Raw genomic sequence first — 23,794 nt, 5'->3', positions numbered from 1 at the left:
GCGGTTTTAAATTAAACGATGGCAGACCTTCTACAGGAAATAAAAAAACGCAAAACCTTCGGCATCATTTCTCACCCTGATGCCGGAAAAACCACGCTCACCGAAAAGCTGCTGCTTTTTGGAGGTGCCATTCAGGAAGCAGGCGCCGTGAAATCCAACAAAATCAAAAAAGGCGCAACTTCCGACTTTATGGAAATCGAGCGGCAGAGAGGAATTTCCGTGGCAACTTCCGTTCTTGCTTTTGAATATAAAGGCCACAAAATCAATATTTTAGATACGCCCGGCCACAAAGATTTTGCGGAGGATACCTACCGAACTTTGACGGCGGTAGATTCCGTAATCGTGGTGATAGATGTGGCAAAAGGTGTGGAGGAGCAAACCGAAAAACTGGTACAGGTGTGCAGGATGCGGAAAATTCCGATGCTGGTTTTCATCAACAAGCTGGACCGCGAAGGAAAGGATGCGTTCGATCTGCTGGACGAGGTGGAGCAGAAACTTGGGCTCACCGTCACGCCGCTTTCTCTGCCGATTGGTATGGGTGCGCAGTTCCAAGGCATCTATAATCTTTGGGAGAAAAATATCGAATTTTTCCTGGAAGAAAAAAAGCAAAAAGTAGGCGAATCCGTAAAAATCGACGACCTGAACGATGCCAAGGTTGATGAACTCATCGGCGAAAAAGCGGCAGCCACTTTGCGCGAAGAAGCGGAACTTGTGGAAACAGTTTACCCGCCTTTCAACCGGGAAGAATATATGAGGGGCGATTTGCAGCCGGTGTTTTTCGGCTCTGCGCTTAATAATTTTGGCGTGAGGGAATTGTTGGATGCCTTCATCGAAATTGCACCGATGCCGCAGCCAAAGGAAGCGGAAGAGCGCACCGTAGAGCCGGTGGAGAAGAACTTTAGCGGTTTTGTGTTTAAAATTCACGCCAATATGGATCCGAAGCACCGGGACAGGCTGGCTTTCGTAAAGATAGTTTCAGGGACTTTCCGCCGAAATGAAAATTACCTGCTGGTTCGGGAAGGCAAGAAGATGAAATTTTCTTCGCCGAATGCGTTTTTCGCGGATAAAAAAGAGGTGGTGGATGAGAGTTTTCCGGGCGACATCGTGGGGCTTCACGACACGGGAAACTTCCGCATCGGCGATACTTTGACGGCTGGAGAAAAACTGCATTTCAAGGGAATCCCTGCATTTTCGCCGGAGCATTTCCGCTACATTAATAATGATGATCCGCTGAAAGCCAAGCAGCTTGCCAAGGGAATCGATCAGCTGATGGATGAAGGTGTGGCGCAGCTTTTCACGCTGGAAATGAACGGCCGCAAAATCATCGGCACAGTTGGTGCGCTGCAATATGAAGTCATACAATATCGTCTGGAGCATGAATACGGTGCAAAATGCAGCTATGAGCCGCTTTCCATCCACAAAGCGTGCTGGGTAGAAGCCGATGAAAAATCGGAGGAGTTTAAAGAATTTGCACGGCTAAAGCAGCGTTTTTTAGCTCGCGATAAATTCGGGCAGCTTGTATTTCTTGCAGATTCCGCCTTCACCATCCAAATGACGCAGGACAAGTTTCCAAATGTGAAACTGCATTTTATTAGTGAGTGGAGGGATTAAGGTTTATGGCGTTTCTTCAACCTTTTCCACAAGCATTTCTTTGAGCTTGTTCAGCTCTGCTTTTACGAATTGCAGCCGGTCTATTACCGAAATGGTTTCAGGGATGCGTTCATTGGTTGTCAGTGCGATTCTTGCGCCGTCCAAAGTGTAGCCCTTTTCCTTCACCAAATGGTAAATCATCTGGAAATGCTTCACATCTTCCGGCGTGAAATAGCGGTTGCCCTTCGCATTTTTCTTCGGGCGGATGATCGGGAATTCCTTTTCCCAATACCGTATCAGCGAAGTATTTACTTTAAATGCGTCGGCCACTTCGCCGATGGAATAATAGAGCTTATCCGGAAGATTAATTTTCATTAATGCGAAAATAAAAAAACCGCACCATTTTCCCGTGCGGTTTGATCAATATTTTTACTTCATATTTCGAACTTCGTCCACCACATAGCGTGTGTTTCCGCGCCAAGGCAACGCTGCGTGGTATTCCTTGTAATGCAGGTCCACATATCTTCCGCTTGCACCTTCTAACTGCTTGAAAATCTGCTCGTTCTCAATCGAAAATTCAAACTCGTTGCTCTGCACACCGCCTATCTGCGTATTCCTTCCGCTTCCTGCGGAGAAGCCTTGCTGAATCAACTTTCCTTCGTAGGTTTTAAAGATGTTGCCTTTGTAAACAGCATAGTTCAGGTATCCGGATTTTACCCCGGTGCCAAAGACAAAATAATATTTGTACCAAATCCAGCCACCCAGGATCAGTAGCCCCACTAGGCTAAGCCAGATGAGCGTTTTCCTGAAGCCGTTTCCAGACTTTTTTTCCGGCTCAAGGTTATCTGTGTAAATTGTTGCTGCCATTTTTATTTTTTTTGAATTGCTCTTGAAATTACTATTTTCTGGATTTCCGAAGTACCTTCATAGATCTGCGTAATCTTCGCATCACGCATCATCCGCTCTACATGGTATTCCTTCACATAGCCGTATCCACCGTGGATCTGCACGGCTTCCACGGTAGTATCCATCGCCACTTTCGATGCGTAAAGCTTCGCCATAGCACCGCTCTCGGAGATATCCCTGCCCTCATCTTTTTCCGCTGCTGCCTTCCATACCAGCATCCTTGCGGCGGCTATTTCTGTAGCCATATCTGCAAGTTTGAAAGCTACCGCCTGATGGTTTATAATTTCCGTCCCGAAGGATTTTCTTTCCTGAGCGTACTTCAACGCGAGCTGATAGGCTCCCTCCGCAATGCCAAGCGCCTGGGAGGCAATGCCGATCCTGCCGCCGTTCAGCACATTCATTGCGAATTTAAAACCGAAACCATCCTCCCCGATTCTGTTTTCTTTAGGTACCTTCACATCGGTAAAGAGCAGGGAATGCGTGTCGCTCCCGCGGATGCCGAGCTTATCTTCCTTCGGCCCTACCTGGAAACCATCCCAGCCCTTCTCCACGATGAACGCGTTGATGCCGTGGTGTCTTTTTTCAGGATTTGTCTGTGCTATCACGATGTAGTACTGCGCCGTACCACCGTTGGTGATCCAGTTTTTTGTGCCGTTCAGCAGGTAGTAATCGCCCTTATCTTCCGCCGTGGTTTTCTGCGAAGTAGCGTCCGAGCCGGCCTCAGGCTCAGAAAGTGCGAATGCGCCTATCACCTCCCCGCTAGCTAGCGGCGCCAGGTATTTCATTTTTTGGTCTTCGCTGGCGTATTTTTCCAGCCCGGCGCACACCAGCGAGTTATTTACCGACATTATCACCGCTGCGGAAGCATCCACCTTAGCGATTTCTTCCATCGCCACCACATAGGAGATGGCATCCAGCCCTGCACCGCCGTACTTCGGGTCCACCATCATCCCAAGGAAGCCAAGCTCCGCCATTTTTCTTACCTGCTCTTGGGGGAATTTTTGATCCCTGTCTCGCTCTATGACGCCTGGCAACAGTTCGTTCTGGGCAAAATCCCGTGCAGCCTGCTGTATCATCAGCTGCTCTTCGGAAAGATTAAAGTTCATTTTCAAAAAAATTTTGGTAAATGTAAGGCTTTTCCCCCAAATCTCCACCGCCTGCTGTGCCGGTATGGTTTTATGACATTTTGCATATTTTGCAAAAAAGTTTAATTTTATCGAAAATAATTTATATGACTCCAAAAAGGCTTTTTGACATCCCATATTTTCAGGCAGAAAAATTTCCCCAAGAGGTGATGTTCGGTTCGAAATATCGCGGCAGATGGCAGACGCTCAGCACGAAGCAGTTTATAAACATAGGCAATGCCACCTCCAGAGGCCTCTTAAAAATGGGGATAAAACCGGGCGACAAAATTGCGCTAATTACTTCCGCATCGCGTAATGAGTGGGCCGTGATGGACTTCGCAATCCTGCAGATAGGTGCCGTTACGGTGCCCATTTACCCCACCATCTCCCGGGACGAGTATGAATATATTTTCAATGATTCCGGGGTGAACTATTGCTTTGTTTCCGATGCTGAACTGTATGAAAAAGTGCTGTCCGCAAAGCGGAATGCTCCTGGATTGATGGGCGTTTTTACCTTCGATGAGGTGGAGGGCGCGCCAAACTGGAACGAAATCCCCGATCTTGGAAAAAATGAAACGACGCAAATAGAAGTTGACGACCTCGCGAAAGCCATCCACGAGGAAGATCTGGCTACTATCATCTATACCTCCGGCACCACCGGAAAGCCGAAAGGCGTGATGCTATCTCACAAAAACATTGTGAGCAATGCTAAAGACTGCTCGCACCGGATCCCGAAGCTGCGCGGTGTGGAGACTAGCGACACCAAGGCGCTGAGCTTTCTGCCGATTTGCCATGTCTTCGAGCGGATGCTTTTCTATATGTATCAGATCAACGGCTTCTCCGTGTATTTCGCGGAAAGTATCGATAAAATGAGCGAAAATATGCAGGAAATAAAACCGCATTTTATGACGGTGGTGCCGCGCGTGGTAGAAAAAGTATATGATAAAATTTATCAGAAAGGCACAGAAGCCGGCGGATTTAAATCAAAAATATTTCACTGGGCGCTGGAAGTAAACGAGGGCAGAAAGGAATTTACCAAACCGAAGAACCTGCGGGAAATCCTCGCTGACAGGCTGGTTTTCAGGAAATGGCGCGAGGCACTGGGCGGGAACATCGCCGCACTGATCTGTGGTTCCGCGGCACTCTCCGAAAGGCTGAATAAAATATTCAATAACGCCGGCATCCCAATTTTGGAGGGCTACGGCCTTACCGAAACCTCCCCCGTAATAGCCGTAAATTCTTTTCAGAAAAGAAAGCTGGGCACCGTAGGCATCCCGCTGGAGAGCTGCCTGGTGCGCATTGCGGAGGACGGGGAAATCACCGTGAAAGGGCCGTCCGTATTTCTGGGCTACTACAACAATGAGGAAATGACCCGCGATGTTTTTACGGAGGATGGTTTCTTTAAAACCGGCGACATAGGCCATATAGACGGCGAAGGATATCTGAAAATTACTGACAGAAAGAAAGAAATGTTTAAAACTTCCGGAGGGAAATATATAGCTCCGCAAGTCATTGAAAACCAGGCAAAAGCATCAAAGTTCATTGAGCAAATTATGGTTGTGGGCGAAGGGGAGAAAATGCCGACTGCGCTTATACAACCTGACTTTGATTTTGCCAAGGCCTGGGCAGAGAGAAAAGGCCACAACATCGGAAATACGCCCGAAGAAATTGCAAAAAACCAGATATTGAAGGACCGTATTATGCAGGACATAGAGCTTCTGAATAAAACCCTTGGAAATTGGGAGCAGATTAAAAAAATTGAGCTTACCGGGGATGTCTGGTCTATCGACGGCGGAGAGCTCACCCCTACCCTAAAACTTAAACGGAAAGTTATTAAAGAAAAATATAGGGATCTGATTGATCAGATGTACGGCAGAAGATGAGTAAGCAGGGATCATTGAAATTATTTTTTTTCGAAATTTTTCTATGACATTTGTCATATTGAAAATATTGTTTAACTTTATGAAAAATTAAACAAATGAAAGTTGAACGCTTATTTGATGTAGCATACTATGCATTAAACCGCTATCCTCAGCCCGTGATGATGGCATCCAAACTCAACGGGGTGTGGCAGAAAATCAGTACAGAGGAGTTTATCAATATGGGCAACACGCTTGCCCGCGGCCTACTGAAACTCGGCATTAAACCAGGAGACAGAATTGTGCTTATAACCTCATCCAGCCGTATCGAATGGGCATTGGCAGAATTTGCAATTTCCAGAGTCGGCGCGGTCTCCGTACCTGTGTACCCTACGATCTCCGAGCAGGATTATAAATTTATCTTTAATGATGCGCAGGTAAACTACTGCTTTCTTTCAGACCTTTCACTTTACGAAAAAGTAGAGGCAATCAGGTCGGAAGTGCCCACACTGAAGGCGGTTTATACTTTTGACGATATTCCCGGGGCGGCAAGCTGGAAAGAGGTCTATCACCTCGGTATTCCTGAGGAAAATCAGAAGGAGGTCGACGGGATTTCAGCAAACATTAAACACGAAGATCTGGCGACAATCATTTACACCTCGGGCACTACTGGGCGGCCAAAGGGCGTGATGCTGAGCCATAAAAATCTGATTAACAATATGATGGAATGCAGCGAGCGGTTCCCCATTGATGCCAATGCAGATTATAGGGATCTTCGTGCGGTAAGTGTATTGCCGATATGCCATGTAATTGAGAGAATGGTGTATTATCTGTATATTTATAACGGTATTTCTATTAACTTTTCTGACAGCATCGAAAATATTAGTGAAAATATCCAATTTGCAAAACCACATTATATGACCGTGGTACCGAGGCTGCTGGAGAAAATGTATGACAAAATTTATGAGAAGGGCGATCAGGCAGGAGGAATAAAATCAAAGATTTTCCACTGGGCTCTTAGAGTGAACGAATGCCGCAATACTACCGGTAAGCCTTCCAACCTTCGCGAGCACATCGCCGACAAACTCGTATTCAGCAAATGGAGAGAAGGACTTGGCGGAAATATTGTTTCTCTTATTTGCGGTTCTGCGGCGCTTTCAGAACGCATCAACAAGCTATTTACCAATGCAGGAATCCCGGTAATGGAAGGCTATGGGCTTACGGAAACCTCTCCTGTAATATCGGTAAATTCTTTTCAGCACAACAAAATAGGGACCACGGGGCTGCCTCTGAAAAGCTACGAGGTACGCATCGCTGAGGATGGCGAGATTACTGTGAAAGGGCCTTCGGTCTTTATGGGCTACTACAACCACGATGAGATTACCAAGGAAGCGTTCACTGAAGACGGCTTCTTTAAAACGGGCGACATAGGGCATCTGGACTCGGATGGTTTTCTGAAAATCACCGACCGCAAGAAGGAAATGTTTAAAACTTCCGGAGGAAAGTATATTGCACCGCAAATAATTGAAAATCAGGCTAAAGCTTCAAAATTTATAGAACAGATAATGGTGGTAGGCGAAGGTGAAAAAATGCCGACCGCGCTCATTCAGCCGGACTTTAATTTTGCACAAATGTGGGCAGAGCGGAAAGGATATGATATCGGCCGAACTCCGGAAGAGATTGCAGAAAATCAGCTTTTAAAGGACCGGATAATGCAGGATATCGAATTGCTGAACAAAAGCCTTGGCAAGTGGGAAAAAATTAAAAAAATTGAACTTACTGCAGATGTATGGTCAATCGATGATGGCCAGCTGACACCAACTCTGAAACTGAAGCGAAAGGTAATTAAAGAAAAATATAAAGATAAAATCAATAAGCTGTACGGCAGAAAATAAAAAAACCGCTGAAATCAGCGGTTTTTTTTATTCACGAAATGCTATCACTTCCTTCATTTTTTCATTTTCTTCATTCACAAGCTCGTCATCTACGAGGATTTTCCCGGAATGTTCATCAATAATGATTTTTTTCCTCTGGGCTATTTCCATTTGCTTCTGCGGCGGTATAGTAAAATAAGAGCCTTTCGCTGCACCTCTTTCTACACCTACCACAGCAAGCCCGTTCACGGAATTTTCGCGGATTCTCCTGTATGCCGCAAGATTCCTCTCATCGATTTTTGCCGCAAACTCTTGAGATTTTTCAAGCAGGTATTCTTCTTCCTTCTGCGTTTCGCTGATTAAGCCTTCCAGCTCGTTTTTCTTAAACTTGAGATGTTCTGCAGAGCTCGCTATTTTTTCAGTCAATTCGTCAAGGTTCTCTTTCTTTAAAGAAATTTTTGCATCAAACTCCCTGATGCGCTTTTCCGCCAGCTGAATTTCCAGCTCCTGATATTCAATCTCCTTGCCCAAAGATTCAAATTCCTTATTGTTACGCACATTATTTTGTTGAGATTTATACTTCTCAATCAGTGTATTAGCATGATTAATAACCTCTTTCTTATTTTTAATCTCATCGTTCTGCTCCTTAATCTCGGTGCGGAACTTTTCGGCGCGCTTTTCCAGCCCTTCTATCTCGTTCTCAAGGTCTTCCACTTCCATCGGCAGCTCGCCACGCGTATTTCGGATCTCATCCAGCCTTGAATCGATGATTTGCAAATCATACAGCGCTCTCAGCTTGTCCTCTACGGAAATCTCGGTATTCGTTTTCGCCATTGTTACAGGTAATATTTTACAGGATTGGTATCTACTTCTGATTGTAAGACGGCAAAATTACTAAATTTTTCGGACAAAATTTTAAAAAGCTGCAACTTTACCCACTGCTCCGATTCGAAATGCCCGATGTCGCAAAGCAGCAGCCTGCCTTCCGCCTGAAAAAAATCGTGGTACTTCAAATCTCCGGTAAGGTACGCATCGCAGCCTGCAGCCTTTGCCGCCGAAATTCCGGACGCGCCGCTTCCTCCCAGTACACCTACCCGCTTTATTTTCTTGCCAAAATTTTCCGAATGCCGTATCACTTTCAGCCCGAAGGTTTCCTTCACCTTTTGCAGGAAATCTTCCGCGGAAATTTCCTCGGCAAAATCGCCGTACCTTCCCAAACCGGAATACTGGTTTTCATTTTCCAGCTGATAAATTTGGTACGCCACTTCTTCGTACGGGTGCACGGCTTTTAACGCGTTCAGGATTTTATTCTGCTTAAATTTTTCAAAGATGAAGAACAGCATATCTTCCGCGCTCTCTTCCCTCTCACCAATATCTCCGGTGGTAGGATCTGAACCGGGCAAAGGCCGGAAAGTGCCATCACCACTAACTTTGAAAGAGCATTCATCATAAAAGCCAATGTTTCCTGCACCAGCATCAAAGGCCGCCTGCTTCACCTTTTCCACCGCATCTTTCGGCGTATGCACCACTATCTGCTGCAGGTTTTCCTTCTTCGGCATTAATATCTTCTGATTTTCCAGCCCCAATTTTTCGCAAATCTCAAAATTCACGCCCCAATAATCATTGTCGAAAGCTGTGTGCACCGCATATATCGCCACCTTATTTTCGATGGCCCTCATCACCGCCTTTTCCACATAGTTTTTCCCGGTTAAAGATTTTATTCCCGAAAAAATGATGGGATGAAAGCACAAGATAAAATTCGCATCTTTCTGCAAAGCCTCGTCCACAACGCTTTCCAGCGCATCGTGGCAAATCAGCACGGCACGGATTTCCCTGTCCGCTTTTCCGCAGAGCAAGCCTGCATTATCAAAATCTTCAGCCTGCCGGATGCTGAATTTTTCGTCAAGCCATCCAGAAAAATCACGAATTGTCATCGGTTTTTTTTGCTAAGTTAATATTTTTGCAGTGAAAAACCTCTGCTTTGGAAACGCATAGAATTAGGCCAGAACACAACTTGGTGCCCGTAAACAATAAATTTCTGAAAAAAATTTTCCGAATCATTTATTATTCGGATACGCCTGGCGGGAAGATTTTTGATATTATCCTCCTCATATTGATCGTCATAAGTACGATGGTGATTATGCTGGAGACCGTACCGGCAATCGACATCCTCTACCACCGTGTGTTTTTCTACACCGAGGCGGCAATTACCACTATTTTCACTATTGAATATTTACTGCGAATCCTCTCCGTAAAAAACAAGGAGGATTATATCCTCAGCCCTCTCGGTCTGCTGGATGTCTTATCCCTTGTGCCGTTCTATCTGGGAATGGTATACCCTGATTTACATTATTTTATGATTTTCAGGATGCTGCGCCTGCTCAGGATTTTCCGGATTTTCAATCTTGCAGACTATATGAATGACGGGCATTACATCGTCTCCGCATTAAAAGAAAGTTCCAGGAAAATCTATGTTTTCTTGCTTTTTATGATAATCTTCATAACTATTATCGGCGCGGCCATGCATGTAGTAGAGGGCGGTAGCGAAGGTTTTACCAGCATTCCTCAAAGTATTTACTGGGCGGTGGTTACAATTACCACCGTAGGTTATGGAGACGCCACCCCTTCTACCGCAATTGGTAAATTCCTGTCCATCTTGGTGATGCTTGCCGGTTATAGCATCATCGCCGTACCTACCGGTATCGTTACGGCGCGCTTTCGGGAACAGGCGAGGAGCTGCAAAGCCTGCCCACGCTGCCAGACCGATAATGATTTGGATGCCGTTTACTGCAAGAAGTGCGGCGAAAAGTTTGTCAGCTAAAAAAGTAAAAGTTTTAAGCTAAAACCAGGCGGAACGCTTTTTACCCTTGCCTTTTTTTGCCTTAAAAAAGCCTTGGCGCTTTAAATATGTATCACTTCACCGTAGGCTGCTGCTACGGCTTCCATCACTGCTTCGGAAATTGTAGGGTGCGGATGCACGGATTTCAGAATTTCGTGGCCCGTAGTTTCCAGCTTGCGCGCTACCACAGCTTCTGCAATCATATCCGTTACGCCGTCGCCCACCATATGGCAGCCCAGCCACTCACCGTACTTCGCATCGAAAATCACTTTGATGAAGCCATCCGTATTTCCGTTGGCAGTGGCTTTCCCAGAAGCTGAAAGCGGGAATTTCCCTACCCTTATTTCCAGGCCTTTTTCCTTCGCCTGCTTTTCCGTAAGGCCTACGGATGCCACTTCAGGATGGCAATAAGTGCAGCCAGGAATATTGCCGTAGTCGATTTTTTCCGTATGAAGTCCCTTGATTTTTTCAACGCAGGTAATGCCTTCCGCAGACGCAACATGTGCCAGAGCCTGCGTGGGCAGAATATCGCCAATTGCATAGTAGCCCGGCACAGAAGTCTCGTACCACTCGTTCACCACCACCTTACCTTTTTCGGTTTTGATGCCCACTTCTTCAAAGCCCTGCCCATCCACATTGGAAGTGATGCCCACCGCAGAAAGCAGGATGTCCGCTTCCAGCGTGGTTTCGCCGTCTTTCGTTTTCACCTTCGCTTTTATGCCTTCGCCGGAAGTATCCACACTTTCCACAGAAGAACTCGTCATAATTTCAATGCCGGATTTCTTCAGGGATTTTTCCATATGCTTAGAAACCTCCTCATCTTCCACCGGAAGAATTGTAGGCATAAACTCCACAATCGTAACCTTCGTTCCCATAGAGTTGTAGAAATCCGCGAATTCCACACCTATCGCTCCGGAGCCTACCACAATCATCGATTTCGGAAGCTGCGGCAAATTCAGAGCCTGGCGGTAACCGATGACTTTCTTGCCATCCTGCGGAAGATTCGGCAGTTCCCTTGAACGGGCACCGGTTGCTATGATGATGTGGCTTGCAGAATACTCCTTCGTTTCGCCATTTTCATCCGAAACAGAAACCTTTTTGCCTGGCTTCAGCTTCGCCGTTCCCATAATCACATCAATCTTGTTCTTCTTCATCAGGAAGGAAATTCCGCCACTCATCTTCTGCGCTACGCCGCGGCTTCTCTGCACTACCTTGTCAAAATCAAAGCCTGGATTTTCAACTTTATTAAGGCCGTAATCTTCGGCGTGCTTTAGATAATTAAAAACCTGGGCAGATTTCAGAAGCGCTTTCGTTGGGATGCAGCCCCAGTTCAAGCAGATGCCGCCAAGGTTTTCCTTTTCGATGATTGCCGTTTTAAAACCAAGCTGCGCCGCACGAATTGCCGCAACATATCCACCGGGACCAGAACCGATGACGATGATATCGTAGTTCATTGTAAAAAACTTTCTGCGAATTTACGAAAAAAACAGTCTAAAAGACATCCCTTCCTGGTAATGCACATCACAAATTTTAATATAAAATTAATATGATGATATATATCAGTTTAAGTAAATTTGTCTGCAAACCTCCACCATGAAATATACGCTTGTAAAAAGGAACAAAAGCACCATTGCGCCCGACCACAGGCAATTCGTAACCTGGATGAGGCGACACGATATGCAGCATTTTGAATCAAATGAGGCATTTATGGACACCTATGCGCACCGTAAGGCAACTTTTGAAGACATTAAATTGCGACATAACAGCGAAGAAGAGTTTGTAGAGGATCTTATTGCCCACGGCCTTTTGAAAATCGAGGAAACCAAGAAGTTTGGGTTTTTTGGAAATTTTAGCTGAAAGAGTGAGGCTGAAATTTTCGCACAAGAGCACCGCAAGCGTAGGCAAGAAATTTTAAATTCGCCTTTTTCCTTGAAGCTTTCTGCTCAGTTTTTAAACACTCACAAACTTCCCCGGATTGCTCTCGTGGAAAAGCGCGTAAACTTTCTCCACAATATCATCGGCAGATGGCTTGCTGAAATAATCGCCGTCGCTCGCATAGGCAGGCCTGTGATTTTTCGCAGCTATGGTAATCGGCTCGCTGTCCAAATATCGGAAAACCTTCTGCTTCTCGAGAATTTGCTGCAAAATAAAAGCCGATGCTCCGCCTTCCACATCTTCATCAATCACGGCAAGCCGGCTGGTTTTCTTCACGCTTTCCGCAATTTCACAAGCCAAATCAAAAGGTATAAGTGATTGAACATCAATAACTTCCGCAGAAATCCCAAGTTTCTCAAGTTCGTTCGCAGCCTCGGTTACAACCTTCCAAGTTGAGCCGTAAGTTACCAGCGTAATATCGCTGCCTGGCTTCGTAATTTCAATTTTTCCGACTGGCACCGTGAATTCTCCGATATTATCCGGCTGTTTTTCTTTCAGGCGGTAGCCATTCAGGCACTCCACGATCACGCACGGATCGTCGCTCTGAAGCATTGTATTATAAAATCCGGCGGCACGCGTTAAATCCCTGGGAACCAGCACCATAATGCCTTTCACCAGGTTAAGAATTCCTGCCATTGGGGAACCGGAATGCCATATGCCTTCCAGCCTGTGCCCTCTTGTGCGGATGATTACTGGCGCTTTCTGCCCGCCTTTTGTGCGGTACTGCACCGTTGCCAAATCGTCGCTCATTCCCTGAAGGCAATACAGGATGTAGTCCAGGTACTGAATTTCCGCAATCGGCCTCAAGCCACGCATTGCCATACCTATGCCCTGCCCAAGAATGGTGGCTTCGCGAATTCCTGTATCGCTGATTCTCAGCGCACCGTATTTCTCCTGAAGCCCTTCCAGGCCTTGGTTTACATCGCCTATGTTTCCGGTATCTTCACCGAAAACCAAAGCCTGCGGATATTTTTCAAAAATCTTGTCAAAATTGTTCCGAAGCACCACCCTTCCGTCAAGCTCCTCGGAATTTTCAGAAAAAATCGGCTTAATTTCCGCAACATTCAGCGCGCTCCACTCCGATTGGGAATAAAGGTGAGAAGAGTAATTTTCCTGCTCTGCCTCATTAATTTCACGATAAATTTGTTCTAAAGTCGCGCGGTTTTCAGTTTTATTATTTCGTGAAAAAATCAGGGCTTTTCTTACCAATGTGAAAATTTCCTTTTTCGCCACGGAAACCTTTTTATTAAATTCGGAAAGAATCTCCTCCATTCCTGAATTTTCCGCAATTACCTTTTCCACGGCAGGCAGTGCTTTTTCACGACTATCGCTAATGCTTTTCTGGTAAAGTTCCCACGCCTTTTTCTGTCCGTCCCTCGCACGCTTTTTTGCCTCGGCATCTATCGCTGCCAGCTCTTCTTCGGTGGCCAGTTTCAGTGTAACGCCTTCATTTTCCTGAGCATAGTTCAGAATCCACTGCCGGAATTTTACAAGGCCGTCAAACTCCGCTTCCCAACCCAATCGCTCGGCATTTTTATACCTTTCGTGCGACCCGGAAGTTGAATGTCCCTGCGGCTGCGTAACCTCCACACAATGCACTACTACAGGCACGCTTTCTCCTCTGGCAAACTGCTCCGCTCTTGCGAAAGCATCCATCAGGGCTGGGTAATCCCAGGCCTTCACCTGAATGATTTCGCATCCCTGCCTTTCGCCATCTTTCCTTTGGAAACCGCTCAGCATTTCAGAAATATCCGCCTTCGCTCTTTGGTTTTGAGTAGGCACAGAAATTCCGTAACCATCATCCCAAATTGCCACAACCAGCGGAACCTGCAGTGCACAGGCTGCATTCAGCGTTTCCCAAAAATGGCCTTCCGCAGTAGAAGCATCCCCAATTGTCACAAATGCGATTTCTTCACCTTTTCGTGAAAATTTTTGCGAATCTTCAAATTCGATTTCTTTAAAAACATTGGATGCGTAGGCCAATCCTAAAGCTCTGGGCATTTGGCCAGCAGTCGGCGAAATATCGGATGAAATATTCTTTTGTTCTGTTAAATTTTTCCAGCTGCCGTCCTCGTTCAGGCTTCTCGTAGCGAAGTGGCCGTTCATTTGCCGTCCTGCTGAAGCAGGGTCTCTTTCTACATCGGTATCAGCGTAAAGCTGCGCAAAGAAGGATTCTACAGTAAGCGCATCGATGGCCATCGCAAAAGTCTGGTCACGGTAATATCCTGCCCTCCAGTCTCCATCCCGGAAAACCTTTGCCATCGCCAATTGCGGTAATTCCTTACCGTCTCCAAAGATTCCGAATTTGGCTTTTCCTGTCAAAACTTCCCTTCTGCCGATTAATGACATTTCGCGAGAAATTCTGCCAAGTTTGTAATCATCGAGGATGTTTTCTCGGAAATCTTCAAAAGAAAGCGTCTGTGTTTCAATATAGTTGGATGACATTTGCTGTAGTTTCCAACAAATATAGCAAAATATTTCAAACCGATATTTCAGTTTGCGGAATTAATAATTTATTGGAAAAAAATTTAAGAATAATTCAAGCGGAAATCAGAACTTGCGCTCTACCACATAATCCAAAAGACTGTGAAGAGCAGTCTTCGCTTCAGAATCCGGAAATTCATTCAGGATGTCTTTCGCCTTTTGCAGATAATCGTTCATAACGCCCACAGCATAATCCAAACCACCCGTAAGTTTCACATATTCAATGAGTTCCTTCACTCGCTTAGAATTATTATTATGCCGTTTTATGGTATCAAAATAATATTTGCGCTGCTTTTCTGGCGATTTGGAAAGAACATAAATTAGCGGCAAAGTCATTTTCTGCTCCTTTATATCAATCCCCACAGGCTTCCCGATAACATTCGAGCTCAAATAATCGAAAAGGTCATCCTTGATCTGGAAAGCCATCCCAGTAAAGGTCCCGAAATTCCGCATCTTCACGGCAAGCTCCTCATCACAGTCATTGGAAACCGCACCGATTTCACAGCACGCAGCAATCAACGCCGCCGTTTTCTGCCGGATGATTTCGTAGTAAACATCTTCCGTGATGTCCAGCTTGCGCGCTTTTTCAAGCTGCAGCAGTTCGCCCTCGCTCATTTCCTTTATCGCCCGGGAAACTACTTTCAGCAAATCAATCTCATCATTTTCGGAAGGCAGCAAAATGGATTTTGCCAGAAGAAAATCGCCAACCAGCACTGCAATTTTATTTTTCCATAAAGCATTGATAGAGAAGAAGTTGCGGCGTTTATAGCTTTCGTCCACCACATCATCGTGCACAAGCGTTGCGGTGTGTATAAGTTCAATCATCGATGCGCCGCGGTAAGTTTTTTCCGTAACTTCGCCCACCAGTTTTGCCGTGAGAAACACGAACATCGGCCTCATCTGCTTACCCTTCGTGGTCACGATAAAGTGCGTCACCCTGTCCAGCAAAGCCACATTGCTGCGCATCGATTCGCGAAACTTTTTCTCGAAAAGTTTCATTTCCTCAGCTATCGGCCTTTTGATTTCTTCTATCGCGCTTGCCACCGTTTTCCGGAAATTCTGTCTAAAAATCTCACAAATATAGGCTATTCGGCGGAAATGCTCACGGGAAATTTTTCGTGCGGAATGAAATAAAACGACTGCGGAACCTTGAAAAGCCGCGCATTAAATTCCTCGCCGGAAATGTAGATGCCCTCATCGTTTACCGCGATGCCTTCAATCTGCCCTAGATTTGTGCTTTCGCCGAGGAAATATTTTTTTGGTAAAGTATTGAAAAACAGGCCATTATCATCCTCATCAAACACGGCCATAAAAACTTCCAGCTTTTTCGTGTAGCCTACGAAATAAAGTTTTTGCCGGAAATATGCAGCGTCCGTCACCATAAAACCGATGCTGAATTCCTCAATTTTCTGTGCTGGCTGAAGTTCGGCTTCGTCATTCAGGATGTAGCGTTTCACACCTCTTGAAGCCCATTCCTTCGTGAACACATTAAGCTTGCCGTCTTTAATGATTAGGGCTTCCGCATCGAAATCGTGCAAACCGAAGCGCACCGCGAAATCCTTTTGCTCAGGGTAGAAAAAGTTAATGCTTTTAATCGAGGAAGAATCCATTGGCAGGGAGATCTTGTGAATCTGCAGATCCTTTCTGTTGCCCGCATTATTGCCAAAATCTGCCACAAAAATATTCGCAGAATCTGTGGAAATCGCCTCCCAGTCGTAGTTCCGCAGCGGTAGTTTTATGCGAGATTTCACGGCGCCGTTCCGCTTATCCATCACGAAAATTTCGGATGAATTCCCACTGTCATTGATGGTGATAAGTTCGCCCTTGTAAAAGGCCAGCCCGGAAGTTTCGCGCAGTTCCGCAGGAAGCGTAGCCACCCGGAATTTCTTCAGGTCAAAATTTTCAACCTTCTGAGAATATGCTGAGAATGAGATAGTTAGGTATAAGAAAAGTAGTAGCTTTTTCATTTTAAATTTAATTAAACCGCCGTTTTATTTGCCAGTTGTCCGCAGGCAGCATCGATGTCTCCACCCCTGCTTTTGCGCACCATCACGGTAATTCCCGCTTTCTGCAGCTCCCTTAAATACCGCTCTTCCGCCTCAGGATTTCTGTGGTCAAATTTCCCTTCACCAATCGGATTATACTGGATGAGATTCACTTTCGAAGGCACCTTCTTACAGTATTTTATCAGCGCCTTGATGTGTGCATCATCATCGTTAATTCCTCCCCATACACAGTATTCAAAGGTAATTACAGAGCCGGTTTTCCGGTACCAGTACTGCAACGATTCCATTATTTCAGTCAACGGAAATTTCTCCGAAAACGGCATAATTTCGTTGCGCGTTTCTTCGATGGCAGAGTGCAGCGAAAGCGCGAGTTTCACCTTCAAATCTTCGTCCGCCAGCATTTTTATCATTTTGGGAATTCCGGAAGTTGAGACCGTGATTCTTCGTGGCGACATACCCAAACCTTCTGGCTCGGTGATTTTCCGGATGGCATCCACCACATTTTTGTAATTCATCATCGGCTCGCCCATTCCCATGAACACGATGTTGCTGAGCGGCCTGCCGAAATTTTCCCTGCTCTGCTTGTCAATCAATGCTACCTGATCTACGATTTCCGCAACTTCAAGATTACGCATCCTTTTGAGCTTGGCGGTTGCACAGAATTCGCAATTCAGAGAGCATCCCACCTGAGAAGAAACACAGGCCGTGGTACGGGTTTCTGTGGGAATCAGAACGGATTCCACCGTTAATCCGTCGTGCAGTTTCACGCCGTTTTTTATGGTTCCGTCCACCGAATGTTGCACTACATCTTCCGAAGCTGGCTTTATGGTGAAATGTGCCGAAAGTTTCTCTCGCAAATCTTTCGAAAGATTCGTCATCTCATCGATGGAATGCAGGTTCTTGCTCCAAAGCCAGTCGTAAACCTGCTTCGCACGAAACGGCTTCTCACCGATTTGCACAAAAAAATCGGTAAGCTTCTGAAGTGAAAGTTTGCGAAGATCCTCCATTTAAAAAGTGAAAAGGTGAAAATTGAGCCGTTCTACAAGCAGAGAATTAATTTAAATTCTGATTCTTCACTTTTGGCTCTAAAATCTTTGATTTCACAGAATCAGCATCGCATCGCCATAAGAGTAAAATTTATATTTTTCCTTGATGGCTTCTTCGTAGGCGTGCATCACGAAATCCTTTCCGGCAAACGCTGCTATCATCATTATCAGCGTAGATTTCGGCGTGTGGAAGTTCGTAATCATCGATGTTGCCACGCCAAAATCGTGCGGCGGAAAAATAAACTTATTCGTCCAGCCCTGGTACGGCCCGATTTTCCGGTTGGAAGAAACGGATGTTTCCAGCGCACGCATCGTGGTAGTGCCCACCGCACAAATCCTCCTGTTTTCGTCCACCGCATTATTGATGATCTTCGCCTGCTCTTCGGTGATAATCACCTCTTCGGATTCCATTTTATGCTTACTCAAATCCTCCACTTCGATCGGGTTGAAAGTTCCCAAACCTACATGCAGCGTGATTTCCGCAAAATTGATGCCCTTGATTTCCATCCGCTTCATCAGGTGTTTCGAGAAGTGAAGTCCGGCGGTTGGCGCTGCCACAGCACCTTCATTTTTGGCATAAATCGTCTGATAGCGTTCCGCATCTTCTGGCTCCACAGGTCGCTTGATGTACTTTGGCAGAGGCGTTTCGCCCAGGTCTTTCAGTTTCTGGCGGAATTCTTCGTAGCTGCCGTCATAAAGGAAGCGCAGCGTTCTTCCACGAGAAGTGGTGTTGTCAACCACCTCAGCAACCAGCGATTCATCCTCGGTGAAGAACAGCTTATTTCCGATGCGGATTTTCCGCGCAGGATCTACCAGCACATCCCAAACCCTGGTTTCAGAATCCAGCTCTCTCAGCAGGAAAACCTCGATTTTCGCGCCTGTTTTTTCCTTGTGGCCGTACAGCCTTGCCGGGAAAACCTTGGTATTATTGAAAATGAACAAATCGCCCTCATCGAAATAATCGATGACATCTTTAAACAGCTTATGCTCAATGGTTTCCGTTTTCCTGTCCAGCACCATCAGCCTTGCTTCGTCGCGGTGCTCAGACGGATGCTCTGCCAAAAGTTCGTCTGGCAGATTGAAATTAAAATCAGAAGTTTTCATCTTTAAATTACGGTTTAAAAATTCAGCCTGCAAAGATACGACAATGAAAAGCGGAAGTCAAGCGGTTGACAATTTGGGACAACCGAAAGTTATTCTCAGACAAACTCCAAAATTCCCTTCCAGCGCTCCAGCTTGGTTTGGTAAGGGATTGATGCATTGGCAGGGCTTGTGGAAGGCATCGCAAAAATTGGAAGTCTGAAATCTTTACCGAGTAATTTTAAGGTGTTGGCAAAAGATTTTTGACCATTACAATAAATCGCCCGGATTTGCGGATGATTTTCCAGAAGCTCACGGATTTTGTTCGCTTCCTCATTCCTGATATCAGCATCCAGGCTGCCTTTCCTCGTGCAGCTTTCGATGGTGTCCCACACTGCAATTTTATTTTCGGCCAAAAATTCCTTGCGCAATTCATAATCCGTGGTGAATTCTTCACCGAAGATTGCAAAGAGAATTTTCCAGAATTTATTTTGCGGATGAGCGTAATACTGCTGCATTTCCAGCGATTTTACGCCAGGCATTGAGCCCAGAATCAAAATTTTTGAATCCGGAAAAATAATCGGCGGAAACGAACAAACCCGATTTTCGCTCATTAATTTTCGGGTTTAAAAATCACGGAAAACTTCATCGGCAGAAATTTCCAACCCATCGAATTTCCGCGATTTCGCCGTCATTCCCAAAGTCACAGGTTGCAGCCCGATGAATTTTCCTTCCTCCAAAGTGTAAACCAGGATGGCCTTTTCCGCTGGCTGCACAAGCCAGTACTCCTGCACGCCGCTTTCTTCGTAGAGATTGAATTTTATGCCCATTTCCTTAGCGGAATTTCCCGGCGAAAGAATTTCCACAATCAGTTCCGGTGCACCGTTGCAGCCTTTGTCGTCAAGTTTTGTCCTGTCACAAATCACGCACAAATCCGGCTGAACCACCGTGATAACTTCACCCGATTTGCTCGGCAATCTCACATCGAAAGGCGCAAAATAAACTTCGCAACAATTACCTTCAAAATACCTATACAAAACCTGATTGATGTATTGCGCCGAACGCTGATGCTTTCGGTTTGGCGCGGGGCTCATCTTGAAAATCCGCCCTTTCAAAAGCTCCACTCTTTCCTGAAATTTCCAAAGAAGATAATCGGCATAGGTGTAGGTTTTATCCAGATCCAGCTGATTCAGGCTCGTGATTTCCATCGTACTTTTTTCCAAAGTTAAACAATTGATTTTTAAAGCGTTTCCTTCAGCCAATCGAAAAATTCCCGCTGCCAAACTATCGCATTGTGCGGCTTCAGCACCCAGTGATTTTCATCAGGATAATACAGGAATTTCGCCTTCAATCCGCGGAGTTTCGCCGCCTGAAACGCTGCCTGCCCCTGCTCGTAAGGCACGCGGTAATCCTTCTGCCCCTGAATGATCATCATCGGCCTGTTCCATTTTTCCACGAAATTTGAAGGGTTATAATCCGTGAAGGATTTTGGCAGCGGCTTATCGAAAATCGTGCCCGCATCCCAATCTGCAAACCAAAGTTCTTCCGTGGTCAGCGACCACATTTTCATATCAAAAAGCCCGTTGTGCGAAATGAAAGTTTTGAACCTTCCCTCGTGAATTCCTGCCAGCATCAGCACGCTGTATCCGCCGTAGCTTGCACCCACAGCTCCGATTCTTTCACCGTCGATAAATGGCAGAGTCTTCGCAAAATCCGTTGCCGCAAGGTAATCTCTCATCGGTTGCCCGCCCCAATCTTTGGAAATCGCCTCGTTCCATTCGGTGCCCCAACCTGGCATTCCACGGCGGTTTGGCGCGATGACGACATAGCCTTGCGCTGCCATCAAAGCGAAATTCCAGCGCATTGAGAAATACTGCGTTAATGCAGATTGCGGACCGCCCTGGCAATACAGTAATGCGGGGTATTTTTTATTCGGGTCAAAATTCGGCGGGTAGATGAACCAAACACCCATTTCCTTTCCGTCGCTCGTTTTCACCATTTTCATTTCCGATTTCGATGGCGAAATTTGGCTGTAATTTTCACGGTTCACATCGGAAATCTGCAGCATCTTTCCGCTTTTTACATCCGCTGAAAAAAGTTCATTATTATGGTTAAAGTCCGTTCTGCCAATAATCAGCGCATTTTTCGTTTGCGCGTGAATGCTGTTGATGTCAAAATTTCCGCCAGCTATTTTCCTTACTTTTGGCTGATTAATCTCCACACCGAAAAGCTGCTTGGAACCGCGAAAAGCCGCCGTGAAAAACAGACCTTTGCTGTCCGCGTTCCAGGCAAAATCTCCGGTAATGCTCTCATTCCAATTCTGTGTTAAATTCCGGTACTTCCCTGATTTCCAATCCATTAGCATCAGATTATTCTTATCAGATTCAAAACCGTCTCTCGGCATTGAGAGCCAGGACAAATATTTTCCATCCGGCGAAAATTTCGGCTTCACATCGTAGCCCTTGTTGAATGCCGATAAATTTCGTAACGCCTTGGTTTTCAGGTCGTAAGCAAAAATATCCGTGTTGGTGGATTTGGCGTATTCTATTCCGCTCAATGGTTTCAGCACGAAAATTAGCTGCGAAGAATCCGGGCTGAAAATAAAATCTTCACTTCCTCCGAAGGGTCTTTGTGGCGTATCCCATTTTTTCCCTGCAAGAATATCCGTCGCATTTTCAACGCTTTGCGAAGTTTCCACGACGAATATATGGTTGAATTTTCCCTCGCTGAACGCATCCCAATGCCTGTGATTTAGGTCGGTGTAAATGTGCGCCGTGGAATTTGGAACATCGCTGTATTTGTCTTTCGCCAAAATTTTTTCCAGCAAAACCTCTCTGCTGAAAGCCACCTTTTTAGCATCCGGCGAAATCACGATATTCCCCGCATCATCACCTATTTTATAAAATACCGTCCAGCTTTTTCCGGCATCTTTGCTCAGGAAAAGCACGCCGTTTTCCTTGGCATAAATTCCGTTGGCATCCCACTGTATCACGGATTTTTTTCCCAAATCCAATTTTTCAGCCCTATTATTTTCCAGGTTCAGCAAAAATTTTTCGCTGCTGCTTTTCTCAGTTTGCAAATCGGTTTTCGCCAGGGAATAAATCAGCGCAGAATTATCCGGTGCCACAGCCTGCACGCTCAGCCTGTTCAGCGACCACAGTTTTTCCGGTGTCATCACATTTTGCCCATTAAAAACCGATATTATGAAAATCGCAATAAAACTCAGAAAAAATTTAATTTTCATCGATACGACTTTTTATTGGGATAAATTATTTTGTTGATTAAAGAAGTAACGAACGACAGCAGAATACTGAACAGCAATGCCCACCAGAAGCCGTCTATAAACACACCGTTCAGAATATTAGCCGTAAAAAGCGTAACCGCTGCTGTGATTACCAATGAGAAAAGCCCGAAGGTTAAAATCGTCAAAGGCAGTCCTAAAATCTTCAGCAAAGGCGTAATCGTAACATTGAAAAGCCCCAGCACCAAAGCGAAAATGCAGGCCTTCCCAAAATTATCAAATTGAATGCCCGGCAAAATCTGCTCAAGCAAAACGGCAGAAACCGCCGTAATTAACAAATTCACAATTAATTTCATAATATTTTAAATTTTCGTTAACACTCAGCTACATTTACAGCGATGGCCAGCCCACCTTCCGAAGTCTCTTTAAACCGTTCATTCATACTTTGCGCGGTATCCCACATCGATTGTATCACTTCATCCAGGCTCACTCTCGCTTTCGCAGGGTCGCTGTCTATCGCAATGTTGGCGGCGGTTATCGCCTTCATCGCACCCATCGAATTCCGTTCGATGCAAGGGATTTGCACCAGCCCACCAATCGGATCACAGGTCAAGCCCAAATGATGTTCCATCGCAATTTCCGCCGCCATCAAAACTTGCGCCGGAGTTCCGCCCATTATTTCCGTAAGGCCTGCCGCAGCCATCGATGCAGAAACGCCCACTTCAGCTTGGCAGCCCCCCATCGCTGCGGAAATCGTGGCGTTCTTCTTGAATAAAGTTCCGATTTCTCCGGCTACAAGCAAAAATCTCACCACATCTTCATCGGAATTGAACGATGTGAAAACCTGCGAATAAGCTAAAACCGCCGGAATTACGCCGCTTGCCCCGTTCGTTGGCGCCGTGATGATTCTGCCAAAACTCGCATTTTCTTCGTTCACAGCCAGCGCAAAGCAGGACACCCACTTGTTTATCGTGTTGAAACTGCCGTCACTCTCCTTCAAAAGTTCAAACCATTCATCAGCGTTGCCATACTTTTTTCCGCCCAAAAGCCTGCGGTTGATTTCCGGTGCACGCCGCACCACATTCAAACCGCCAGGCAAAATTCCTTCGCGGTTCACACCTTTATATATGCATTCCCGAATTTGCTGCCAGATGTAAAGCGCCTGTTCATCGGTCTCCGCTTTTGTCCGCCAGCTTTCTTCGTTCAGGTAAACCAAATCCGAAACGCGTTTCAGCCCGAGCCTTTCGGCGAAAAACAAAATATCACCGCCACGATGACAAGGATAAAGCGTTCTCGTGCAGTGCTTCTCAATCGTCGTATGCTCCTGCGTTGCTACAAAGCCACCCCCAATCGAATAATAATCCTGGGAAATTTCCGAGCCATCTTTCAGCAATGCCCTGAAAATCATTCCGTTAGGATGATACGGCAAAGTTTTTTCCTTGTTTAAAATCAGATGATGACCGTAAACAAACGGCAGAATTTTCTCACCGTTTAAATTCAGTTTTTGCGAATTTTTGATTTCGGCGATGAATTCATCAATCCTTCCGGTATCTATCGTGCGAAAATCATAGCCGCAAAGTCCCAGCATACCGGCAATATCGGTGCCGTGGCCAATTCCCGTTTTTGCCAATGAGCCGAAAAATTCCACGAAAACTTCCTGAACATTTTCAATGGAATTTTCGCGTTTAATTTTTTGGATGAAAAGTTCGGCGGCGTTCCAAGGGCCCATCGTATGCGAACTGGAAGGGCCGATGCCCACCTTGATAATCTCAAAAACACTAATGGATTGCATCAGACAAAAATATTAAAA

The 23,794-nt window shown here is 45.7% G+C and carries 21 protein-coding genes; 5 read left to right on the top strand and 16 right to left on the bottom strand.

The annotated features are described in order from the left end of the window. The first annotated feature begins 18 nt into the window (after positions 1-18). The gene (locus BUB43_RS06275; protein WP_073179360.1) at positions 19-1,611 is read left to right on the top strand and encodes a peptide chain release factor 3; all 1,593 of its coding nucleotides are present in this window, start codon (positions 19-21) and stop codon (positions 1,609-1,611) included. Positions 1,612-1,614: 3 nt separating this feature from the next. Here BUB43_RS06275 and BUB43_RS06270 read toward each other — a convergent pair whose 3' ends face one another. Genes BUB43_RS06270 through BUB43_RS06260 form a run of 3 tightly spaced genes read right to left on the bottom strand, consistent with a single transcriptional unit; the run spans position 1,615 to position 3,602 of the window. Further along, a complete protein-coding gene (locus BUB43_RS06270) occupies positions 1,615-1,965 on the bottom strand; it encodes a MerR family transcriptional regulator (RefSeq protein ID WP_073179359.1) in 351 nt (116 codons plus the stop codon). A gap of 54 nt (positions 1,966-2,019) precedes the next feature. Next, entirely contained in the window at positions 2,020-2,457 is a 438-nt protein-coding gene (locus BUB43_RS06265; RefSeq protein WP_073179357.1) for a hypothetical protein, read from the bottom strand. A 2-nt stretch (positions 2,458-2,459) separates the two neighbouring features. Next, positions 2,460-3,602 carry an acyl-CoA dehydrogenase gene (locus tag BUB43_RS06260; RefSeq protein WP_073179551.1) on the bottom strand — a complete coding sequence of 381 codons (1,143 nt, stop codon included), beginning with the start codon at positions 3,600-3,602 and terminating at the stop codon, positions 2,460-2,462. A gap of 125 nt (positions 3,603-3,727) precedes the next feature. On the opposite strand from BUB43_RS06260, the gene BUB43_RS06255 reads away from it, so the two are divergent. Both BUB43_RS06255 and BUB43_RS06250 read left to right on the top strand, forming a co-directional pair. Next, positions 3,728-5,503, top strand: a complete 1,776-nt coding sequence (locus BUB43_RS06255) for an AMP-dependent synthetase/ligase (protein ID WP_073179355.1) — start codon at positions 3,728-3,730, stop codon at positions 5,501-5,503. A 95-nt stretch (positions 5,504-5,598) separates the two neighbouring features. Beyond that, positions 5,599-7,374: an AMP-dependent synthetase/ligase gene (locus tag BUB43_RS06250; RefSeq protein WP_073179354.1), complete on the top strand. Its 1,776-nt coding sequence runs from the start codon at positions 5,599-5,601 to the stop codon at positions 7,372-7,374. Between the two features lie 27 nt (positions 7,375-7,401). Here the strand turns inward: BUB43_RS06250 and BUB43_RS06245 are convergent, their stop codons facing one another. Beyond that, complete coding sequence (locus BUB43_RS06245) at positions 7,402-8,187, bottom strand: zinc ribbon domain-containing protein (RefSeq protein WP_073179352.1); 786 nt, start codon at positions 8,185-8,187, stop codon at positions 7,402-7,404. Between the two features lie 2 nt (positions 8,188-8,189). Further along, positions 8,190-9,287: a Nif3-like dinuclear metal center hexameric protein gene (locus tag BUB43_RS06240; RefSeq protein WP_073179350.1), complete on the bottom strand. Its 1,098-nt coding sequence runs from the start codon at positions 9,285-9,287 to the stop codon at positions 8,190-8,192. A gap of 47 nt (positions 9,288-9,334) precedes the next feature. Between BUB43_RS06240 and BUB43_RS06235 the strand changes: the two genes are divergently transcribed. Further along, positions 9,335-10,174 (top strand): ion transporter, encoded by an 840-nt coding sequence (locus tag BUB43_RS06235; protein ID WP_073179349.1) that lies wholly within the window; start codon positions 9,335-9,337, stop codon positions 10,172-10,174. 80 nt (positions 10,175-10,254) lie between these two features. Here the strand turns inward: BUB43_RS06235 and lpdA are convergent, their stop codons facing one another. Then, the gene (gene lpdA, locus BUB43_RS06230) at positions 10,255-11,646 is read right to left on the bottom strand and encodes a dihydrolipoyl dehydrogenase (RefSeq protein ID WP_073179347.1); all 1,392 of its coding nucleotides are present in this window, start codon (positions 11,644-11,646) and stop codon (positions 10,255-10,257) included. 139 nt (positions 11,647-11,785) lie between these two features. Between lpdA and BUB43_RS06225 the strand changes: the two genes are divergently transcribed. Next, positions 11,786-12,049, top strand: coding sequence for a hypothetical protein (locus BUB43_RS06225; protein WP_073179345.1), 264 nt, complete (start codon positions 11,786-11,788; stop codon positions 12,047-12,049). A gap of 93 nt (positions 12,050-12,142) precedes the next feature. Here the strand turns inward: BUB43_RS06225 and BUB43_RS06220 are convergent, their stop codons facing one another. From BUB43_RS06220 to BUB43_RS06175, 10 genes are all read right to left on the bottom strand, one after another. After that, positions 12,143-14,572: an alpha-ketoacid dehydrogenase subunit alpha/beta gene (locus BUB43_RS06220; protein WP_073179343.1), complete on the bottom strand. Its 2,430-nt coding sequence runs from the start codon at positions 14,570-14,572 to the stop codon at positions 12,143-12,145. Positions 14,573-14,677: 105 nt separating this feature from the next. After that, positions 14,678-15,655: a polyprenyl synthetase family protein gene (locus BUB43_RS06215; RefSeq protein WP_073179341.1), complete on the bottom strand. Its 978-nt coding sequence runs from the start codon at positions 15,653-15,655 to the stop codon at positions 14,678-14,680. A gap of 41 nt (positions 15,656-15,696) precedes the next feature. After that, positions 15,697-16,578 carry a hypothetical protein gene (locus BUB43_RS06210; RefSeq protein ID WP_073179340.1) on the bottom strand — a complete coding sequence of 294 codons (882 nt, stop codon included), beginning with the start codon at positions 16,576-16,578 and terminating at the stop codon, positions 15,697-15,699. A gap of 11 nt (positions 16,579-16,589) precedes the next feature. After that, on the bottom strand, positions 16,590-17,624 hold the full coding sequence (rlmN, locus tag BUB43_RS06205) for a dual-specificity RNA methyltransferase RlmN (RefSeq protein ID WP_073179338.1): 1,035 nt from the start codon (positions 17,622-17,624) through the stop codon (positions 16,590-16,592). 93 nt (positions 17,625-17,717) lie between these two features. After that, the gene (gene queA, locus BUB43_RS06200; RefSeq protein WP_073179336.1) at positions 17,718-18,767 is read right to left on the bottom strand and encodes a tRNA preQ1(34) S-adenosylmethionine ribosyltransferase-isomerase QueA; all 1,050 of its coding nucleotides are present in this window, start codon (positions 18,765-18,767) and stop codon (positions 17,718-17,720) included. Between the two features lie 95 nt (positions 18,768-18,862). Next, positions 18,863-19,357, bottom strand: a complete 495-nt coding sequence (locus tag BUB43_RS06195; RefSeq protein ID WP_073179335.1) for a DNA-deoxyinosine glycosylase — start codon at positions 19,355-19,357, stop codon at positions 18,863-18,865. Between the two features lie 12 nt (positions 19,358-19,369). Continuing rightward, positions 19,370-19,951 (bottom strand): Uma2 family endonuclease, encoded by a 582-nt coding sequence (locus BUB43_RS06190; RefSeq protein ID WP_073179550.1) that lies wholly within the window; start codon positions 19,949-19,951, stop codon positions 19,370-19,372. A 32-nt stretch (positions 19,952-19,983) separates the two neighbouring features. Further along, complete coding sequence (locus tag BUB43_RS06185; protein ID WP_073179333.1) at positions 19,984-21,987, bottom strand: S9 family peptidase; 2,004 nt, start codon at positions 21,985-21,987, stop codon at positions 19,984-19,986. After that, positions 21,984-22,340 carry a phage holin family protein gene (locus BUB43_RS06180; RefSeq protein WP_073179331.1) on the bottom strand — a complete coding sequence of 119 codons (357 nt, stop codon included), beginning with the start codon at positions 22,338-22,340 and terminating at the stop codon, positions 21,984-21,986. Before BUB43_RS06180 ends, BUB43_RS06185 begins: the two co-directional genes overlap by 4 nt. 17 nt (positions 22,341-22,357) lie before the next feature. Then, on the bottom strand, positions 22,358-23,776 hold the full coding sequence (locus BUB43_RS06175) for an L-serine ammonia-lyase (RefSeq protein WP_073179330.1): 1,419 nt from the start codon (positions 23,774-23,776) through the stop codon (positions 22,358-22,360). Positions 23,777-23,794: the final 18 nt, after the last annotated feature.

The organism is Cruoricaptor ignavus, from assembly GCF_900141665.1.
Taxonomy (GTDB): domain Bacteria; phylum Bacteroidota; class Bacteroidia; order Flavobacteriales; family Weeksellaceae; genus Cruoricaptor; species Cruoricaptor ignavus.
Note: the sequence above shows the minus strand (reverse complement) of the source record. Positions and strands in the feature narration are given on the sequence as shown.